We start from the raw sequence: 17,859 nt of genomic DNA, 5'->3' as shown, positions 1-17,859 counted from the left end.
GCCCAGGTATCAAGTCCATGCCGCTGCGGTGATGGTTGTTGGGCTGCGGTTGGGCTTGCATGAACTTGACACCTGGTCGGCGGTACTGTAGGCAAAGCCCTGCCGACGTGACCGAGGAGAACAAACCCAAACCCCAGGGAGAGGACTGAAGAATCCGGGGGCAGTGGGCGGCCATTTCAGCCCTGCGGCCGCCGGTGGGACAAACCTTTGGCCACCCGGCGAGGCACACCTTCGGCCACTCGGTGAGGCAAACCTTCGATTGCCCGGCGAGGCACGTCTTCGGCCGCCCGGTGGGGCAGGTCTTCGGCCGCCGCCCGATGAGGCTGGTCTTTCGCTGCCCACGCGAGAGGATCTTTGGGGCGCCCGGTGAGGCAGTTCTTTGGGGCGCCGGTGCGGGCGGTCTTCGGCCCCTGCTTTGCTTTGAACCTTCCCGGCGGCCGTAGTCAGCGAGGTGCCCAGCCCCCTGCCCCGTGATTGTCAGCTCTCTGCCTGGGTTGTTGGTTTGTTCTCCTCGGTCACGTCGGCAGGGCTCTGCCTACAGTACCGCCGACCAGGTGTCAAGTTCATGCAAGCCCAACCGCAGCCCACCAACCATCACCGCAGCGGCATGGACTTGATACCTGGGCGGCGGTGCTGTACCCGTAGGGCTGCCGACGTGAGCGAGGGGAACAAACCCCCACCCCACAAACCGCCAGCGCAGCGACTAACCGGGCCCACCTATGGAGCAGCGCCAGTTCTCCGAGGGATCAGAGGTCCCCGCTGGAGGCGCCTGCCTTTGGCTTTTCACCAACATCGGCCTCCCAGCCAGCGGCGGGGCCGGCCAGGAGGCCTTAGCCCCTACGGCTGTAATGCGGGTGGTGCTGGTAGCGCGGACGATGTCCTACTTCCCGTTGCCGACCTTGCCCTCCATGCCCTCCACGCGCTCCATCCGCCCCATGCGCTCCATATCCTCAATACCCTCAAGGCCCTGAGGGGAGACCACGGCCGTGGCAGTCCCGCTCTTGCCAGAGCGCGGAACGTCCTGCGGGTCACCGCCCACATGGACCACAACCCTCTACTCAGGCGCGGTTGCGGCATTCGCCACCTGCGGAGTGAGTATTGCGGCGTACAGGAGCGTCGTGAGGGCGATCAGCGTGGTGGGGCGTGCGGAGGCCGGGCTCGGGTCATAGGTGCTGTTCCTCCCTTGTCTTCGGCAGAATGGACGGTCCTGCCGGTCATGGTGCCGCACGAGGTATTGCGGAACGTTTGGCAATCCGTTGGATCGCTGGTCAAAGCGATTTTCCCGGACACAACATCAGAACACTTACATCGTGGGACGGGCCTGTCCTAATGTGCTCGGTTGTCCGGGCCGCCGGACGCCGCCGCTGGGCGGCCGCGTACAGGTTCCAAGGGGTTCTCCGCATGTCTTCGTCCTCGCACCAACGCTCCCGCGCCCGGATCGGCCTCGCCGTCCTGGCCGCCGTCACGGCCGTCGGCGGGCAGCTCGCCGGCGGCGCGCCGGCCCGGGCGCTCGGCTCCCGGACACCGATCCAGACTCGCCCGCCGCTGGCCTACGTCGTCGACGCCGGGAGTACGGCGGCCGGTGACATCACCGTCCTCGATCCGTCCACCGACACCGTGGTGTCGACCATCCGCGCTGTTCGCAACCCACAGGGTCTGGCGTTGACGCCGGACGGCAGGACGCTCTACACCCAGGGCGATTCCGGCGTGGTGGCGCTGGACACCGGCAGTCAGGCGGTCCGGGCCACGCTCCCGGTGGCCAGCGCGGTCCTCGCGATCGACCCGGCCGGGACCACGCTCTACGCCGGGGGTGCCAGCTCCCTGACGGCGATCGACACCGGTAGCAACGCCGTCGTCGCGACGGTTCCGCTGGCAGGCGGCGTCGGGCAGATCGGCGTCGACCCGAACGGCAAGCTGCTCTACGTCGCCCGGAGCGCCCCGAGCGCCCCGGGTGCTCAGAGCGGTGCCACCGGCCCGATCTCCGTCATCGACACGGCCACGCGGAAGGCGATCGCCTCGATCGACGCGATCGCGTCCCCCTCGGCCATCGCCTTCAACGCCGCCGGGACCCAGGCCTACATCACCGACGCGTCGAAGAACACGGTGACGGTGATCGACACGGCCACCTCCAGCGTTCGGTCCACCATCCCCGTCGGTAAGAACCCGCAGGGTGTCGCCGCCGCGCCGGACGGCTCGAAGCTGTACGTCAGCGACCACGACGACCAGGCCGTCTCCGTCGTGGACCCGGTTGCCGGCACGCTGACCTCCACCATCCCGGGCCGCCCGGGCCCGCAGGAGGTGACGATGAACAGCGCCGGGACCGAGGCGTACGTCGTCAACCAGGGCGACAGCTCGGTGTCGATGATCGACACCGGCACGGACACCATCTCGGCGACCGTGAGCGTGGGGGCCAACACCCAGCACGTCGCCCTCTACGACGGGACCGCCGGGCAGTGCCCCTGCTCCATCTTCCCGGCCTGGTCCGCGCCGACCACCGCCGACTCCGGCGACCCCTACGGCGTTGTGCTCGGGGTCAAGGTCAGCCCCTCCGCCTCCGGCCGGATCGAGGGCGTGCGGTTCTACAAGTCGGCCGCCAACAGCGGAACCCACACCGGGTCGTTCTGGACCTCCGACGGGACGCTGCTGGCCACCGGCACCTTCACCGGCGAGACCGCGACCGGCTGGCAGACGCTGATGTTCGCCAACCCGGTGGCGGTCAAGGCCGGAGGCACCTACATCGCGTCCTACTACGCCCCCAATGGCCACTACGCCTACGACACCGGCTACTTCATCAACGACCCGGCCGGCCGGGCGCCGATCACGGCGTTGGCCGACAGCGCCGGCGGCGGCAACGGCGTCTACAGCTACAACAGCGCCTCGGCCTTCCCGGCCTACACCTACAACGCCGTCAACTACTGGGTGGACGTCGTCTTCGACGGCGCTAACGTGCCGACGTCGCCGCCGGACGTCACCGGCACCAGCCCGACCGCCGGCGCTTCCGGCGCGGCCAGCACCACCGCGGTCAGCGCCACGTTCTCGGCGCCGATGGACGCGAGCACGACGCGCTTCACCGTGACCGATGCCGCCGGGACGCAGGTGCCCGGTGCTGTCAGCTACAACGCCGCCCGCACGGTCGCGACCTTCACCCCGGGGACCGAACTGCCGTTCGGGACGGTGTTCACCGCGTCGATCCAGGGCGCGGACGGCTGGGGCAACGCGATGACCGACCCGGTCAAGTGGACCTTCACCACCGGCACGAACCCGCCGCCGTACACGTGTCCTTGCTCGCTGTTCGACAAGAGCGCGACGCCGGCGGTCGAGGACTCCACGGACCCCAACCCCGTGGAGGTCGGCATCAGGTTCACGCCGAAGGTCAACGGCACGATCACCGGAGTCCGCTTCTACAAGGGCGCGCTCGACACCGGAGTGCACACCGGAACGCTGTGGAACGACAGCACCGGAGCCGCCCTGGCGACCGGCACCTTCAGCAACGAGACCGCCACCGGTTGGCAGACGCTGACCTTCGCGACGCCGGTCCGAGTGACCGCCGGAACCACCTACGTCGCCTCGTATCACGCGCCGGTGGGCAGGTACGCGTACACGAACGGGTACTTCACCTACCCGTACCTGAACTATCCGCTGGCGGTTCCCGCCGGACCAGGTAGCAAGGGCAACGGGCTCTACGCGTACGGGAGCCTGAGTACGTTCCCGAATTCGGTGAGCAGCGGGACCAACTACTGGGTCGACGCGGTGTTCAACGCGTCTTAGTAGCTGGCCGGTGGGCCGATGGGCTGGTGGGCCGGTCGCCCGATTGACCGGACTGGTGGCTGATGACTGATAACTGGCGGCTGATGGCTGGTGGCTCGTGCCCACCAGTCACCAGCCACCAGCCGTTTTCGGCCACCTCGCCTACCCCAACGGATCCGCCAGCCGCCATCCCTCGTCCAAGAGAGCGTCGACCGCCTCCATCGCCGACCGCAACCGCTTGTCCCGATCCCCGCCGACCTCGATCCACGGCGTGTCCCCGGCCGCCAGCACGTCACGGAACCGCTGCGTCATCCAGCCGCGCAGGTGCTCGCCGTCGCGCAGACCGTCGTCGTGGAACGGGACGTCGGCATCCCCGGTCAGGATGTACAGCGCGCGCGGCGGCAGCTCAGCCGCGATCTGGGCCACCTCGGCAGTGGTGCGGCCCATATACCGCTCCTGCCACACGGTCGTGGCCAGCGCGTCGGTATCGCAGACCAGCACCGGCCCACCGAGCCGCGCCCACCGGTCCTCGTCGGCGGTCTGGCGGATCACCACGTCGACGAAGTCGTCGTCGGTCCACTCCAGGTCGAACACCGTCGGCTCGGGCTGCCCGGCCCGGGCCGCCCGGCCGCGGGCGGCGGCCAGCTTGGCGGCGGTGAGCTCGCGGCCGTACTCCCCGACCCAGCCGGTGACGGCGTGCAGCCCGCCGCGCATCCGCAGCGCGGCCGCCAGGTCCTGGGACAGGGTCGTGGTCCCGGTGGACTCGGCGCCGATCACGACCACGCGCTTGGCGAACCAGGCCCGGACCCCCGCGTCCAGCTCCAGCCAGTGCGCCGTCGGATCGCGACGGACCGCCGTGCCGGAGACCGGGAACGTGCCGCGCGGGGCGTCCAGCCGGACGTCGGCGGCATCGAACCGGCGGGCCAGCTCCTGGCCGTAGCCCTCGGAGCTGAAGACCGCGTCGACCGCGACCCCGTGGTTCTGGCCGGCGGCGATGCCCTCGCGCATGAGCGCCACATGGCCGTCCCAGACCTCGGCGTCCGCGTAGTCGACGGGGATGTTGTCGACGACGCCGGTGATGCCCACATGCGGCTGCTCGGCATACGCCTCGCGCAGCCACGACACCCGCGCCGACAACGGGATCGACTCGACATCGGCGGCCATCACCACGACCGTCACCCGGCGACAGGAACTCGCGGCGGAGCGGATCAGGAAATGGTGGCCGGCGTGCGGCGGGTAGAACTTGCCGATCACCAGGCCGTGCTCGAACAGGCCGCTCACAGCACACCTGCCGGGGCGGGAGCCACCGCGCCGCCGAGACTCGGTGCCGCCGTCTGCCGTCGCCAGGTCCGCAGGCCCAGCACACACAGCCCGAGGAAGATCACGTAGACGATCCCCGTCAGATACAGCGACTTCACGAAGTACAGCGGGATGTAGACGACGTCGGCGGCGATCCAGAAGTACCAGTTCTCGAACAGCTTCAGGTTCAGCAGCCACTGCGCGCCCAGCGACAACGCCGTCGTCAGCGCGTCCCAGAACGGCGCGATGTCATCGGCCTGCCGCAGCACGACCGTCAGCACCCAGGTCGCGGGCACGATGAAGATCAGCACGGCGACCAGCATGCCACGGCTCGCGTGCGCCATCGTCCGGCGGCTGCGGCGCGCGCCCCCGCGCAACCACTGCCACCACCCATAAACACCCAGCGCGAAGTAAACGATCTGCAAGATCGCATCCGCATAGAGCTTGGCAGTCCAGAACAGCACGAAGAAGAACACGTTGTTCGCCAGGCCGATCGGGAAGTTCCAGATCCGCGCCCGCACGGTCAGCGCCACGCCGATCGCGCCGGTGAGAAACCCGAGCAGCTCGGCCCAGCTGACCTTGTCGGTGCCGAAGGTGAACAGCACCGTGTTCAGCGGTGCGACCAGGTGTTGCAGGAAGTGGTTCACGGAGTCCCCCGATCACGCTTGTTATCGTCGAGGTGACGATAACCGGCGTGATCGAGATCTGTCCAGTTCAGGCCGCCGAGCCCGACCCCGCCACGGACTCCACTCTGGACCCCGCCCCGGACCCCGCCCCGGACCTCGGCCCCAGCCGCGTGCCAAGAATCGAGACGAACCCGACCATCTCACCGGGATACCCGCCGAGATTGTGCGTCAGCGCCAGCTCCCGCTGCCCGAACGTCCCGATCCGCCGCCCGGCCGGGGCCTCGCCGCGCAGCTGGAGCCAGGCCTCGTAGACCATCCGCAGCCCGGAGGCCCCGACCGGGTGGCCGAACGACTTCAGCCCGCCGTCGGGGTTCACCGGCAGGTCGCCGTCCAGGTCGAAGGCCCCGGACAGCACCTCCCGCCAGGCCTTCCCGCGCTCGCAGAACCCCAGGTCCTCCATCAGGACCAGCTCGGTGGGGGTGAAGCAGTCGTGCACCTCGGCCATCGCCAGCTCGCGGCGCGGATCGGTGACGCCGGCCTGCCGGTAGGCGTCCTCCGCGGCGGCGACGATCTCCGGGAAGGTGGTGTAGTCGTACGCCGGGTCGCCCAGCGGCAGGCCGTTGCCCGCGACCAGCGACAGGGCCTTGATGTAGAGGGGGCGGTCGGTGTACCGGAGGGCGTCCTCGGCGCGCACGACGATCGCCGCCGCCGCGCCGTCCGCGACCCCCGCGCAGTCGAACACCGACAGCTCGCCGGCCACCCTCGGCATCGCGATCAGCTGCTCGACCGACCACTCCTTGCGGAACTGGGCCTTCGGATTGCGCGCGCCGTTCGCATGGTTCTTCGAAGCGATGCGGGCCAGGACGGTGCGCATGTCCTCGGCCGACACGCCGTACTTGGCGGCGTATGCCGGGACCACCATCGAGAACATCGCCGCGGCGGTGACGGTGCGGGCGGTGCCGTCACCGGGGATCGGGAAGGCGTTCAGGCCCTGGTAGCCGGAGTCCTTCACCTTCTCGACGCCGACCGCCATCGCCACGTCGTAGGCGCCGGACGCCACCGCGTACGCGGCCTGCCGCAAGGCCTCGGAGCCGGTCGCGCAGTAGTTCTCGACCCGGGTCACCGGCTTGCCGACCAGCTCCAGCGGCCGCGCCAGGGTGATGCCGCTCATGCCGGACTGCGCGGTGCCGAGCCAGTAGGCGTCGATCTGCTCCTTGGCCAGGCCCGGGCCGGCGAAGGCCTCGTCGCAGGCGGTGCGCAGCAACTCGTCGGCGCCGCTGTCCCAGTGCTCGGCGAAGCGGGTGCAGCCCATGCCGACGATCGCGACGCGGTCCTTGATGCCGTGCGAGGCCATCAGCGGATTCCCTCCGGGCCGGGCGGGAGGCCGCGGACCGGGCGGACCGGGCGGGCCTTCCAGAAGTAGTTGTGGACGCCGTCGGCGCTGCTCAGGCGGCGGAAGGTGGCCTGGACGCGCAGGCCGATGGCGACCTCGGCAGGATCGACGTCGGTCAGCTCGATCGGGAGCCGGCCGCCGCCGTCGAAATCGACGACCGCGAAGACGACCGGAGGGCTGGGGGAGTAGGCGAGGCGGTCGATGGTGAAGGTGACGACGGTGCCCTCGGCGTCGGCGGCCGGGTGGGGGGCGGTGTCGAAGGGGGAGGGTGGGAGGTGGACGGGGTGGTGGGGTTCGGGGTGCTGGGAGTCGGTGTGCTGAGACTCGGTCTGCTTCGAACCGTGCTGAGGATCAGTGTTCTGGGAGCCGACGAGGGCGAACTTCCACGCGGTGGCGCGCGCCGCTGCCGACGCCGACGTGCGCGCCGGCTCCGGGCGGCGCGGCGGCTCGACCGGGAGGAAACCGCGCCAAGCGAGATACCGGCCGTAGGGCAGGAGGGCGCCTTGAGCGATCTGGTCGGCGACGGTCGGCGTCGGCCCGGTGTGCGTTGCCAGGGCATCGGTGGTGCGCCACAGGAAAGCGTCGGCACCATCCGCCAGGACCAGCAGCGCGATCGTCTGCCCGGGCCGGGCGTTCTCGAGCGCCGAGGCGAGCAGGAGCGCGGGCTGGGCGGCGCCGGCGTTTCCGAGCGTCCGGACGAACGGGTCGTGCAGCCGCTCCGCCGGAACGCCGGTCTTCTTCAGGACCGATCTGGCGGCGCGCTCGTGGGTGCCGGCGACGAGGAGGACGTCCACAGCCTCCGGCCGCAGGCCCGTGGCGGCGAGCAGCGCGTTCCAGGCCTCGGTGCCGACCGTGGCGTACCGCGTCTCGCCGAAGCGCTCCTCCCACGTCTTCGAGGCCAGGTCGCCGGGGGTGCGCCAGCGGTCGAGGAACTCCTCGGTGGCGGCGGCGTGGCCGACCAGCTCGGCCAGCACCGGGGCCGCCGCGGTGCCGTCGCCGACGAGCAGCGCAGCGGCGGCGTCGCCCCCCGCGGCCTCGTCCGCGCCGCCCGGGCGGCCGGTCCGCAGGTCGGAGGTGACGACGAGGTGGCTGCCGGCGCCGGACAGCGCCGCGTCCAGGACGCCGACGGCGGAGCGGACGGCGCCGGTGGCGTCGTAGGCGGCGGTGGCGCGGGGCAGGCGGAGGGCGGCGTGGACGGCGGTGGCGTTGGTGCGGTCCTGGTAGGCCGGGGCGGTGGTGCAGAACCACAGGGTTTTGATGGGGGTGGGGGTGGGGGTGGTTGCGGTTGCGGTGGCCGGGCTGGCGGCGGCGGCCGGCCCGGACACGCCGAGCAGCGCGGCGCGCGCGGCGGCCACCGCCATGGTGGTCGTGTCCTCGTCGTAGGAGGCGATGCCGCGGGTGCCCTTGCCGCCGCCGCTCCCGGCGACCGCCGCGACGGTGGCCAGGTCCAGCCTCCGGTAGGGCAGGTGGACGCCCCAGCCCAGGATTCCTCGCATGGCGGCATGGTAGCGGAAATCTGATGGGGCGTCAGATCAACGTCGGAGGCGCTACTTCACCTCGCCGGCCAGTTCCTCCAGCCCCAGCCGGATCAGCTCGCCGGAAACGTCCCGGTCCAGGTCCCGGTGGCAGGCGCAACGCCGCATCGGGATGTTCAACGCCACACAGATCGCCGCGCCGTAGAGGCGGGTGGTCCGGGCCCGGTTGGCGTCCGACGCGTGCGCCGGATGCGAAATCGCCCCGGCCACCAGCTCCGCGAGATCCTCCCGCTCCCGGTTCACCCCCAACCACCGCATCGACGCCCCGGCCGTCGACCGCAACGCCGCCGCCGCCGACGGCGCCAACCCGTCCATGGCCCGCGCCACCCGCGCGAGCGAGATGCAGTGCGCGGGCCCCCACTCCACATAGCAGCGCTGCCACAACTCCGGCCCGAGCACCGTCGACAACACGGTCCGCAACGGCGGCTTCGGCGCCGGCTGGGTGAATCCGGGCACGACGAAGTCGGGAACGGCGAGGTCGTCGGGCAGACCGACGAGCGTCGGGGGATCGGCGTCGGCGTCGGCGACCGAGGGCCGCGGCGGGGGCAGGGGCGCCGGGCTCCGCTCGGGCTCAGCCTCGGGCTCGGGGACCGGGATCGAGTCCGGGTCCGTTGCCGGGTCCGCTTTTGACGTGGAGCCGAGCATGACGGTGCGCATAGGCGAAATGCGCGGCGGGCGCCGGGGCGTGGGCACCGCATCAGGCTCGCCCTGCGGCCCATCCCCGACAGGCCCGAACCTGTCACGCGGCAGGATGAGCGTCGGCGCCTCGTCGCGGAACAAAGGACGATCATCCGCCTCGTCGCGGAACAGCGAGGGGACCGGGAACTGATCATCAGCTTCGAGGAAGAGGGGCGCTGGTCCGGGCGCGAGACCCGCTTCCTGATCCTCAAACAACCCCTCGGCTTCGCGAAGCTCCTGCTCACGCCGACGCTCAGCAGCCCGCTGCTCCTGCTCCCGCTGAGCTGCTTCAGCCCTACGCCAGCGCTCGGCTTGCTCGGCTTCGCGCCGAGTTGCCTCGGCCTCACGCCGACGCTCGGCTTCCTCAGCCTCTCGCAGCCGCTCGGCCTCCTCAGCTTCGCGCTGTTCCCGCTCACGCTGTTCCCGCTCACGCTGTTCCCGCTCGCGCCGAGCCTTCTCGGCCGCGCGCTGCTCCGCCTCTCGCCGCTGCTCCGCCTCCCGCAGTCGCTCGGCCTCCTCGGCTTCAAGCCGCTCCCGCTCGTGGCGAGCCTTCTCGGCTGCTCGCTCCATCTCCTCGCGCCGGGCCGCCTCAGCTGCTCGCTTCTCCTCCTCCCGGCGCGCGATCTCAGCCTCGCGCCGCTCCCGCTCCTTCTGCTCGCGTTGCTCCTTCTCGCGGCGTGCGTCCTCGACGTGGCGCTGCTCGCGCTCGGCCCGCTCTATCTCGGCTTCGCGCAGCTCCCGTTCGCGCTTGCGGCGTGCCTCCTCGGCCTGCCGTTGCAGCTCCTCGCGACGTTCCTCGGCGGCCGCGCGGCGCTCCTGCGCACGCTGTGCCTCCGCCTCGGCCAGACGCCGTTCGTGTTCGCGGCGTGCCTCCTCCGCCTCGATGAGCGCCTGCTTGCGGCGTGCCTCCTCGGCTTCGCGCTGCTCGCGTTCTTCCTGCTCCTGCTGGGCCTCGGCCTGGTCGTGGCGCCGGAGGTAGTTCTCGATGATCTGTGCGCCGCGCTGGTCCGGTCGGACCGGCACGTTCGGTGCGTCGTTGCGCTCCGGCCGGGGACGCTGGCGGCGCGGCAGGTCCTCGTCGTCGCCGGCCTCGCTCAGGGTGTTGAGCTGGGTGTCTCGCTCGGCGACGCGGAACTGCGGTCGCTCGTCGGCCTCGCCGAACAGGATGTACGACGGGCTGGCGAGCGGCGCCGAGGGGGACCAGAACGGTTCGTTCGAGTCGTCCGAGCCAGAGTTCGCCGAGCCCGCGCCCGCCGTGCTGGAATTCTCCGAGCCTGAGGTGTCCGCGACCTTCGTGGCGGAGTCACCCGAACCCGAACCCTCCCCCCACTCCGCCGCATGCGCCGCCGCGACCTCGTCGCGCGCCGACATCCACGCCGCCGGCCCGCCCAGCAGCGACGGGTCGGCCAGGGTGATGGTGCGCATCGCCAGGCGGGGCGTCGGCAGGGCGGCGCCGCCCAGCGCACGGTGCTGGTGGCAGCGCAAGCCCGGCTCACGCACGTGCCGTTGGCACGAACTCCCGTCTTGAGTGGGTGCCCCGCAGTGATAGGCCATGCACGCATGTTCTCGGGTTTGGCGCGGATCTGTCATCTGGTTCGCAGGGTTCGTCCACACCGGATTCGCAGGGTTCGCGCGCGGCATTCTCGCGGCGGCGCGGGGTGTGGTCGGAACAGTGCTCTGAAGTGCCCCTATTGTGTCGTGGTGCTGCCCAGGACGGCTGCCGTCATCTGGCCCATGTCGCTGAAGTGGACGGCCGCGCCGCCGGTGACCGCGGTGATCTTGTTGAGCAGGGTCAGGTCGACGTCGGCGCCCAGTGCGACCACGAATACGCGGACCGGCTTGGCGGGGTCGCCCGCCGCTTTCAGTTTGCTGATGAGCTGGTCGGAGCTCATGCTGTTGAGGCTGTCGTCCTTGCCGTCGGTGAAGACCACCACCGTGTTCACCCGCGCCGGGTCCCAGCCCTTGACCACTTCCTGGTACGCCGCCAGCAGCGCGTCGTAGAGGCCGTTGCGGGAACCCGGCTTGTCGGTCAGGGCTCCGTACGCCGCCATCATGCGCTGTCCGTGCGTCCCGCCGCTGCCGCCGACGTCGGCCGAGCCCAGCTCCGCGATCGGCAGCAGCTGGTCGATCTCGGTCGCCCCGCCGGTGCCGCCGGGGGAGTTACCGGTGTTTCCACCCGTGGCTCCACCCGTAGCTCCGCCCGTGCTCCCGCGCGCCGTCGTGAACGTCCACAACCCCATCGCCGCCCGCGTCCCGAACAGCGCCATCGCCTTCTCGCACGCCGCCCCGGTCAGCTGCAACCGGGTCTGGCCGCCGGTGCCGGGCACGGTCTGCGCCATCGACCCCGACACGTCCACCACCGCCAGCATCCGCAGCTGCTTGTTCAGCGTGTCCCACAGCGCCAGCGCGTGCCCGGCGGCGCCGTTGTCGGCCTGCACCGCGGGCTCCAGCAGGTTCCCGTGCAGCTCCGGGTCGGCGGCCAGCACCGGCGACCCGGTGCCGTCCGGCGAGCGGAAGCCGTGCTTGTGCAGCGCGTCCTGCGCGGTCGTGTTCAGGTACAGCCGCAGGCGGTCGGCGGCCAGGGCGTGCGGGTCGTCGGCGCCCTTCAGCACGGTCATCGGGTAGTCCAGCGATGCCGACGCGTCCGACGGATACAGCGCCGCCAGCGGCACCTTCGGTTTCGCGCTGTTGTACTGCCACACCTTCTGCTCCGACGCCGGGAACGCCACAATGCCCGGCCCGGCCGCGCCGGCGGCCTCGGTCTGCGGCAGGTTGGCGAGCAGCTTCGGCAGCGACGGCGCCGCGTTGTTCGACATCCCTTTGACGAACCCGGTGATCCCGACCTTGAGCTGCGGGTCGTTGACCGCCTGGCCGAGCATCCGGTCCAGGACGATCAGCGCGGCCAGTCCGGCGCCGTCGTGGGCCGGATCGGCCACTGCCACCAGCGGTCCGCCTTGCGCGGGGGTCCCGGCCGGGCCCTGCGCCTGGGACTGCGACAGTGCCAGCTTCACCAGCTGGTCCCAGCTGAACGTGCGCTGCTTGTTCTGGCCGGACTGCCCCGACGCGTCGCTCTGCCCCGACGGCGCCGCTGACCCAGTCGACCCAGTCGACCCACCCGTCGCAGCCGCGATCGCCCTCGCCATCGCCTCCGCCACCGGCCTCGGCGCCGCCACCACCGTCGGCGAATCCGCGATCGAACTCCCGCTCTGCGGCACCGCCGCCTGCCCCTTGTCGGTCGAGCGCGCCATGTCCAGCCACAGGGAGGAGTCCGGGATCCACACGTCGGGCTTCGCCGTCAGGTCCGGGGCGGCCGCGGTCCCGGCCAGGTAGCGTGCCATGTCCGCGGAGTCGGTCTGCGTCAGCACCACCCGCACGCACGGCACCGGGTCCGGCGCCAGCACCGGCGTCAGCACCCCGGCCAGGTCGGGCGAGGCCGCCACGGTGAGCACCGTCGGCCCGGCCGGGCAGCCGCCCGCCAGGCCGCCGACCGTCGCCGCCGGATCCGGCCGGTGCCGCAGCGCGTACCACCCCGCGCCGCCGCCGGCCGCCCCCAGCACCGCCAGGGTGGTCACGACGATCGGCACCGACACCCGCGCGCCGGGGCGGCGCGAGGTCGAGCGGTGGCTGTGCGCTTGCACCATGGCGCGGTTCCTTCCGTGTGACCCCTGACACTCGATGGCTCGATGGAACGCGCGCAGGCTAGTGCGTCAGGGTCCGGATTTCCAGAGGTCCGGGGCCCGCCGGGCATTACCGCCGCTCCGCGTGTCGGCCCCGCGTGTCGGCCCGCGGGCCGGTTGCGCGTCCAGGAAGATGGCGGGGAAGATCGCTGACAGGCCGCCGCCCCCGCACAGACAGGAGCCACCCGCCCCATGCAGTTCGACGACGACGCCCAGCTGGACTCCAGCCAGGTCAGTGACGAGCGCGGCTCCGGCCCCTCCCGCGGCGGCCTGGGCGGCGGATTCGGCATGCCCGGCGGCACCGGCGGGCTGATCGGACTGGTCCTGGCGGTGATCGCGGCGCTGGTCGGCGTCCCGGTGGCGCTCACCGACAGCGGCTCCAACCACAGCACCACGCCCTCGAACGCGGTTTCGGCCAACGGCTCCTCCAGCAGCGCGGTCACCACCGGGAGCCTGGCCGCCAAGTGCCGCACCGGGGCCGACGCCAACGCCAACGACGACTGCCGCGTGGTCGCGGTGGTGAACTCGGTGCAGAACTACTGGTCCGGCTTCTTCGCCCGCAACGGCCAGAAGTACCCGCAGGCGCAGACCGTCATCTACAGCGGCGCCACCCGCACCGCCTGCGGCAACGCCACCTCCGCGGTCGGCCCGTTCTACTGCCCCGGCGACCGCACCGTCTACCTCGACCTGGGCTTCTGGCAGGAGCTGCGCACCAAGTTCGGCGCGCGCGGCGGACCGTTCGCCCAGGCCTACGTCATCGCCCACGAATACGGCCACCACATCCAGAACCTCACCGGCTCGATCCGCAACGCCCAGGGCTCCCAGCAGGGCGCGAACAGCGGCTCGGTGCGCGTGGAGCTCCAGGCCGACTGCTACGCCGGGCTCTGGGCGCACTACGCCACCACGACGAAGGACGCCTCCGGCAGGATCCTGATCAAGGACCTCACCAAGCAGGACATCGCCGACGGCCTGGACGCCGCCTCGGCGGTCGGCGACGACCGGATCCAGAAGGAGTTCCAGGGCCGGGTCACCCCCGAGACCTGGACCCACGGCTCGGCGGCACAACGCCAGAAGTGGTTCCTCACCGGCTACCAGACCGGTGACTTCAACGCCTGCGACACCTTCTCCGGCGCGATCTGAGCGGGAAGCCGGGAGCCGGCGGCGGAAGCCCTGGTCCGGCGGCCTGGGCAGACCTCGGCAGCCTGCTCTGAAAGCTTGCCGGAGCAATGGTTCGGCGCGATCGGGGCGGGCGGGCGAAGCCCTGCTCCGGCGGCCCGGGCAGAAAAGCTTCCCGAATCCGTTTTCCAGTGCGATCTCAGTGGGCTGTCGAGGTCCTGTTCCGGCAACTCGCTCCGAAAGCATGCCGGATCCGTGATTCGGTGCGTTCCAAACAAGGTTGCCGGTGTCGTTTTTCAGCCATCCGAGCGAGTCCCCGGAGTTGTTTCCAGCAGGTTCGCAAAGGCTTGCCGGATCCATGATCCGGGGCGCGATCGGAGCGGGCTGCCGACCCCCGCGCCGCCCCCGTCCCGCCCCGGCGCCGCCCCGGCGCCAACCCCCGCCACCGCATCCGCCGCACCCCCGCCACACCCCCCGCCACACCCTTAGCCGAAACCCCTCCACCGCCCCGCGCCGGCCCTCCGCGACGGATTGCGCAGCCCCCTCCGGCGCCCTCGCGAGCGCCCCTCCGGCGGTCCGGAAGCGGACCCGCACGCGCCCTTGCGAACCGTTCCGAGGTTGTCCCGGTCTTGTTCCGGGCGGGCGGCAGTCACAGGCGGTTCGCCGCCGCGCCCGATACCGCGTCGCGCGGGAATGCCGGTTCTGGCAAAGCGATCTGACGCGATATCAGGGGCATGACGAACCGCTGCCAGGCCTCGGATCCGCATCGAATCCCGCCCGTTTCGCACCCTTATCGCAGAGTATGTACACCAAGCGCCGGGACGAGAAGCGCCGATCCCCTCTCCTTGCCCCCGACTACGGGTGTACGCTGCGGATTCGTTCCACCAGTTGTACCCGTGGGATCCGTCCGCCAGGTGTGGTCCCACACGTTCCGGGGGAGTTCGAGGCATGCCATAGCGCCTCCGAATGAACCGGGGACATGTCCACCGACAGTACTCGAAGTCCAGAGGTGAACAGGCGTGGCTCTTCCGCCCCTCACTCCAGAACAGCGTGCGGCAGCTCTGCAGAAGGCCGCCGAAGCCCGGCGTGAGCGCGCCGCTTTGAAGGCCCGCCTCAAGGCGGGTGGCGTCACGCTCTCCGATGTAGTGCGCGAAGGTCAGAAGAACGAGATCGTCGGCAAGATGAAGGTCTCGGCGCTTCTGGAGTCGATGCCCGGCATCGGCAAGGTCCGGGCCAAGCAGATCATGGAGCGTCTCGACATTTCCGAGACACGCCGGATCCGCGGCCTGGGTGCCAACCAGATCGCTTCGCTGGAGCGTGAATTCGGCGCGTGACGCCGGTAACACCTTTGCGCCACGCCATGGCGCCGGGGTAGGCGACGCGTGAAAGTTCCGTCGGAATCGCGGCCGGTCGGACCGGTACGATCTTCTCTTATGAGCGATCGCGCCGGAATCAACGGCCACGGTTCCGACACACCTTCCCCAGCACTGCTCACAGTGCTGTCCGGGCCGTCCGGCGTCGGCAAGACGACGCTGGCTGCCCAGGTGCGCAAGGCGCACCCCGAGGTCTGGCTGTCGGTCTCGGCCACCACCCGCGAGCCCCGCCCCGGCGAGGCCGACGGAGTGCACTACTTCTTCCTGGACCGGCCGGCCTTCGAGGACCTGATCGCCAAGGGCGAGTTCCTGGAGCACGCCGAGTACGCCGGCAACCTGTACGGCACCCCCCGCCACGCCGTCGAGGAGCGCCTCGACGCCGGCCAGCCGGTGCTGCTGGAGATCGAGCTGCAGGGCGCCCGCCAGATCCGGGACACCATGCCCGAGGCCCGCCTGGTCTTCCTGGCCCCGCCGTCGTGGGAGGTGCTGGAGGAGCGGCTGCGCGGCCGCGGCACCGAGCCCGAGGACGTCATCGCCAAGCGCCTGGCCACCGGCCGGATCGAGCTGGCCGCCGAGTCCGAGTTCGACGTCGCCATCGTCAACACCACCGTCGAGCAGGCCGCGGCCGAGCTGGTGCGGCTGGTCACGGCCCCGGCGGAGCCGGCCTGAGCGCGCCCGCGCCGCCGGCCCGGGGGATTCGGGCAGGTCGGGACGGGCCCGGGTGTTATCCTTGTACGTCCGGGTTCCATGGATCCGGTAATTGATCTTGATCTAGAGGAGTCCTCACGCGTGTCCGCCACTGAGCCCGAAGGCATCATCAACCCGCCGATCGACGAGCTGCTCGACGCGGCCGGCTCCAAGTACAGCCTGGTGATCTACGCGGCCAAGCGCGCCCGGCAGATCAACGCCTACTACTCCCAGCTCTCCGAGGGTCTGCTGGAGTACGTCGGCCCGCTCGTGGACACCCACGTCCACGAGAAGCCGCTGTCGATCGCGCTGCGCGAGATCAACGCCGGCCTGCTGACCGCCGAGCCGCTGGAGGCCGGCGCCCCGGGTGCCGCAGTCTGAGCAGCCCCAGGTCGGCTGTCGCGGGACGATCCGATTAGGGTCGTACCGTGACTGACGCTTCTTCGATGCCGCTCCCTAACGTCGTTCTCGGCGTGGGGGGCGGCATCGCCGCTTACAAGGCCTGCGAGCTGCTGCGGCTGTTCACCGAGTCCGGGCACGCCGTCACCGTGGTGCCCACCGCCTCGGCGCTGCGCTTCGTCGGCGAGCCGACCTGGTCGGCGCTGTCCGGCCGGCCGGTGTCCGCCGAGGTGTGGGAGAGCGTGCACGACGTGCCGCACGTCCGCCTCGGCCGGCACGCCGACCTGGTCGTGGTCGCCCCGGCCACCGCCGACCTGCTCGGCAAGGCCGCCCACGGCCTGGCCGACGACCTGCTGACCAACACCCTGCTCACCGCCACCTGCCCGGTGGTCTTCGCCCCGGCGATGCACACCGAGATGTGGGAGAACCCGGCGACCCAGGAGAACGTCGCCACGCTGCGCCGCCGCGGCCGCTACGTCATCGAGCCCGCTGTCGGCCGGCTCACCGGCGCCGACACCGGCAAGGGCCGGCTGCCCGATCCGGCCGCGATCTTCGAGTACTGCCGGTCGCTGCTGGCGCGCGGCGGCGCCGAGGCCGATCTGGCCGGGCTCCACGTCGTGGTCACCGCCGGCGGCACCCGCGAGCCGATCGACCCGGTCCGCTTCATCGGCAACCGCTCCTCGGGCAAGCAGGGCTACGCGCTGGCCGCGACCGCCGCCGCCCGCGGCGCGCGGGTGACGCTGGTCGCGGCCAACACCGCGCTGCCCGATCCGGCCGGGGCCGACGTCGTCAGGGTGTCGACAACCGCCGAACTGCGGGCGGCGGTGCGGGCCGCCGCGGCCGACGCCGACGCGGTGGTGATGGCCGCCGCCGTGGCCGACTTCCGGCCCGCCGAGCCGGCCGAGGCGAAGATCAAGAAGGCCGACGACTCCTCGGCCCCGGAGATCCGGCTGGTCCAGAACCCGCACATCCTGCGTGAGCTCGGTCACGCCCGGCTCCGGAGCGGGCAGACCGTGGTCGGGTTCGCCGCCGAGACCGGCGACGCGCACGGCACCTGGCTGGAACACGGCCGCGCCAAGCTCGCGAAGTACGGCGTCGACCTGCTGATCGTCAACGAGGTCGGCACCGATCTGACGTTCGGCGCCGACCACAGCGCGGCCGTGGTGATCGGCGCGGACGGCTCGGAGGAGCCGGTTCCGGACGGTCCGAAGGGGCGGCTCGCCGATGTCATCTGGGACCGGGTACTTAAGGTGCGCAGTCGCACCGACTAAACTGGTCTCGCGGTCGTTCTCGATCTTGCGCCGCGCGGTGTGCTCTGTTGCCCGCGTG

12 protein-coding genes are annotated in these 17,859 nt (G+C 71.2%); 6 read left to right on the top strand and 6 right to left on the bottom strand.

The window, feature by feature from the left end; genetic code table 11:
* The first annotated feature begins 1,401 nt into the window (after positions 1 to 1,401).
* Positions 1,402 to 3,768 carry a DUF4082 domain-containing protein gene (locus ABD481_RS41510; RefSeq protein ID WP_344671407.1) on the top strand — a complete coding sequence of 789 codons (2,367 nt, stop codon included), beginning with the start codon at positions 1,402 to 1,404 and terminating at the stop codon, positions 3,766 to 3,768.
* 141 nt (positions 3,769 to 3,909) lie between these two features.
* On the opposite strand, the gene ABD481_RS41505 is transcribed toward ABD481_RS41510, so the two are convergent.
* From ABD481_RS41505 to ABD481_RS41480, 6 genes are all read right to left on the bottom strand, one after another.
* The gene (locus tag ABD481_RS41505) at positions 3,910 to 5,028 is read right to left on the bottom strand and encodes an AAA family ATPase (RefSeq protein WP_344671406.1); all 1,119 of its coding nucleotides are present in this window, start codon (positions 5,026 to 5,028) and stop codon (positions 3,910 to 3,912) included.
* Positions 5,025 to 5,693, bottom strand: coding sequence for a nicotinamide riboside transporter PnuC (gene pnuC, locus ABD481_RS41500; RefSeq protein ID WP_344671405.1), 669 nt, complete (start codon positions 5,691 to 5,693; stop codon positions 5,025 to 5,027). The genes ABD481_RS41505 and pnuC overlap by 4 nt, the downstream gene beginning before the upstream one ends.
* A 67-nt stretch (positions 5,694 to 5,760) precedes the next feature.
* Positions 5,761 to 7,026 carry an acetyl-CoA acetyltransferase gene (locus ABD481_RS41495; protein WP_344671404.1) on the bottom strand — a complete coding sequence of 422 codons (1,266 nt, stop codon included), beginning with the start codon at positions 7,024 to 7,026 and terminating at the stop codon, positions 5,761 to 5,763.
* Positions 7,026 to 8,561 carry an OB-fold domain-containing protein gene (locus ABD481_RS41490; protein ID WP_344671403.1) on the bottom strand — a complete coding sequence of 512 codons (1,536 nt, stop codon included), beginning with the start codon at positions 8,559 to 8,561 and terminating at the stop codon, positions 7,026 to 7,028. Before ABD481_RS41490 ends, ABD481_RS41495 begins: the two co-directional genes overlap by 1 nt.
* 51 nt (positions 8,562 to 8,612) lie before the next feature.
* Positions 8,613 to 10,778, bottom strand: a complete 2,166-nt coding sequence (locus ABD481_RS41485) for a hypothetical protein (RefSeq protein WP_344671402.1) — start codon at positions 10,776 to 10,778, stop codon at positions 8,613 to 8,615.
* 188 nt (positions 10,779 to 10,966) lie between these two features.
* Positions 10,967 to 12,919, bottom strand: coding sequence for a substrate-binding domain-containing protein (locus ABD481_RS41480; RefSeq protein ID WP_344671401.1), 1,953 nt, complete (start codon positions 12,917 to 12,919; stop codon positions 10,967 to 10,969).
* A 228-nt stretch (positions 12,920 to 13,147) separates the two neighbouring features.
* Here ABD481_RS41480 and ypfJ point away from each other — a divergent pair, with 228 nt between their 5' ends.
* The 5 genes from ypfJ (at position 13,148) to coaBC (ending at position 17,801) form a co-directional block, all read left to right on the top strand.
* Entirely contained in the window at positions 13,148 to 14,095 is a 948-nt protein-coding gene (ypfJ, locus tag ABD481_RS41475) for a KPN_02809 family neutral zinc metallopeptidase (RefSeq protein WP_344671400.1), read from the top strand.
* Between the two features lie 995 nt (positions 14,096 to 15,090).
* The gene (mihF, locus tag ABD481_RS41470) at positions 15,091 to 15,405 is read left to right on the top strand and encodes an integration host factor, actinobacterial type (RefSeq protein ID WP_344660914.1); all 315 of its coding nucleotides are present in this window, start codon (positions 15,091 to 15,093) and stop codon (positions 15,403 to 15,405) included.
* Between the two features lie 99 nt (positions 15,406 to 15,504).
* Positions 15,505 to 16,113, top strand: coding sequence for a guanylate kinase (gmk, locus tag ABD481_RS41465; RefSeq protein WP_344671399.1), 609 nt, complete (start codon positions 15,505 to 15,507; stop codon positions 16,111 to 16,113).
* A gap of 78 nt (positions 16,114 to 16,191) precedes the next feature.
* A complete protein-coding gene (gene rpoZ / locus ABD481_RS41460; protein ID WP_344671398.1) occupies positions 16,192 to 16,512 on the top strand; it encodes a DNA-directed RNA polymerase subunit omega in 321 nt (106 codons plus the stop codon).
* 65 nt (positions 16,513 to 16,577) lie between these two features.
* Positions 16,578 to 17,801 carry a bifunctional phosphopantothenoylcysteine decarboxylase/phosphopantothenate--cysteine ligase CoaBC gene (gene coaBC / locus ABD481_RS41455; RefSeq protein WP_344671397.1) on the top strand — a complete coding sequence of 408 codons (1,224 nt, stop codon included), beginning with the start codon at positions 16,578 to 16,580 and terminating at the stop codon, positions 17,799 to 17,801.
* Positions 17,802 to 17,859: the final 58 nt, after the last annotated feature.

The sequence above is a fragment of the Catenulispora yoronensis genome (assembly GCF_039531695.1).
Taxonomy (GTDB): Bacteria; Actinomycetota; Actinomycetes; order Streptomycetales; family Catenulisporaceae; genus Catenulispora; species Catenulispora yoronensis.
Note: the sequence above shows the minus strand (reverse complement) of the source record. Positions and strands in the feature narration are given on the sequence as shown.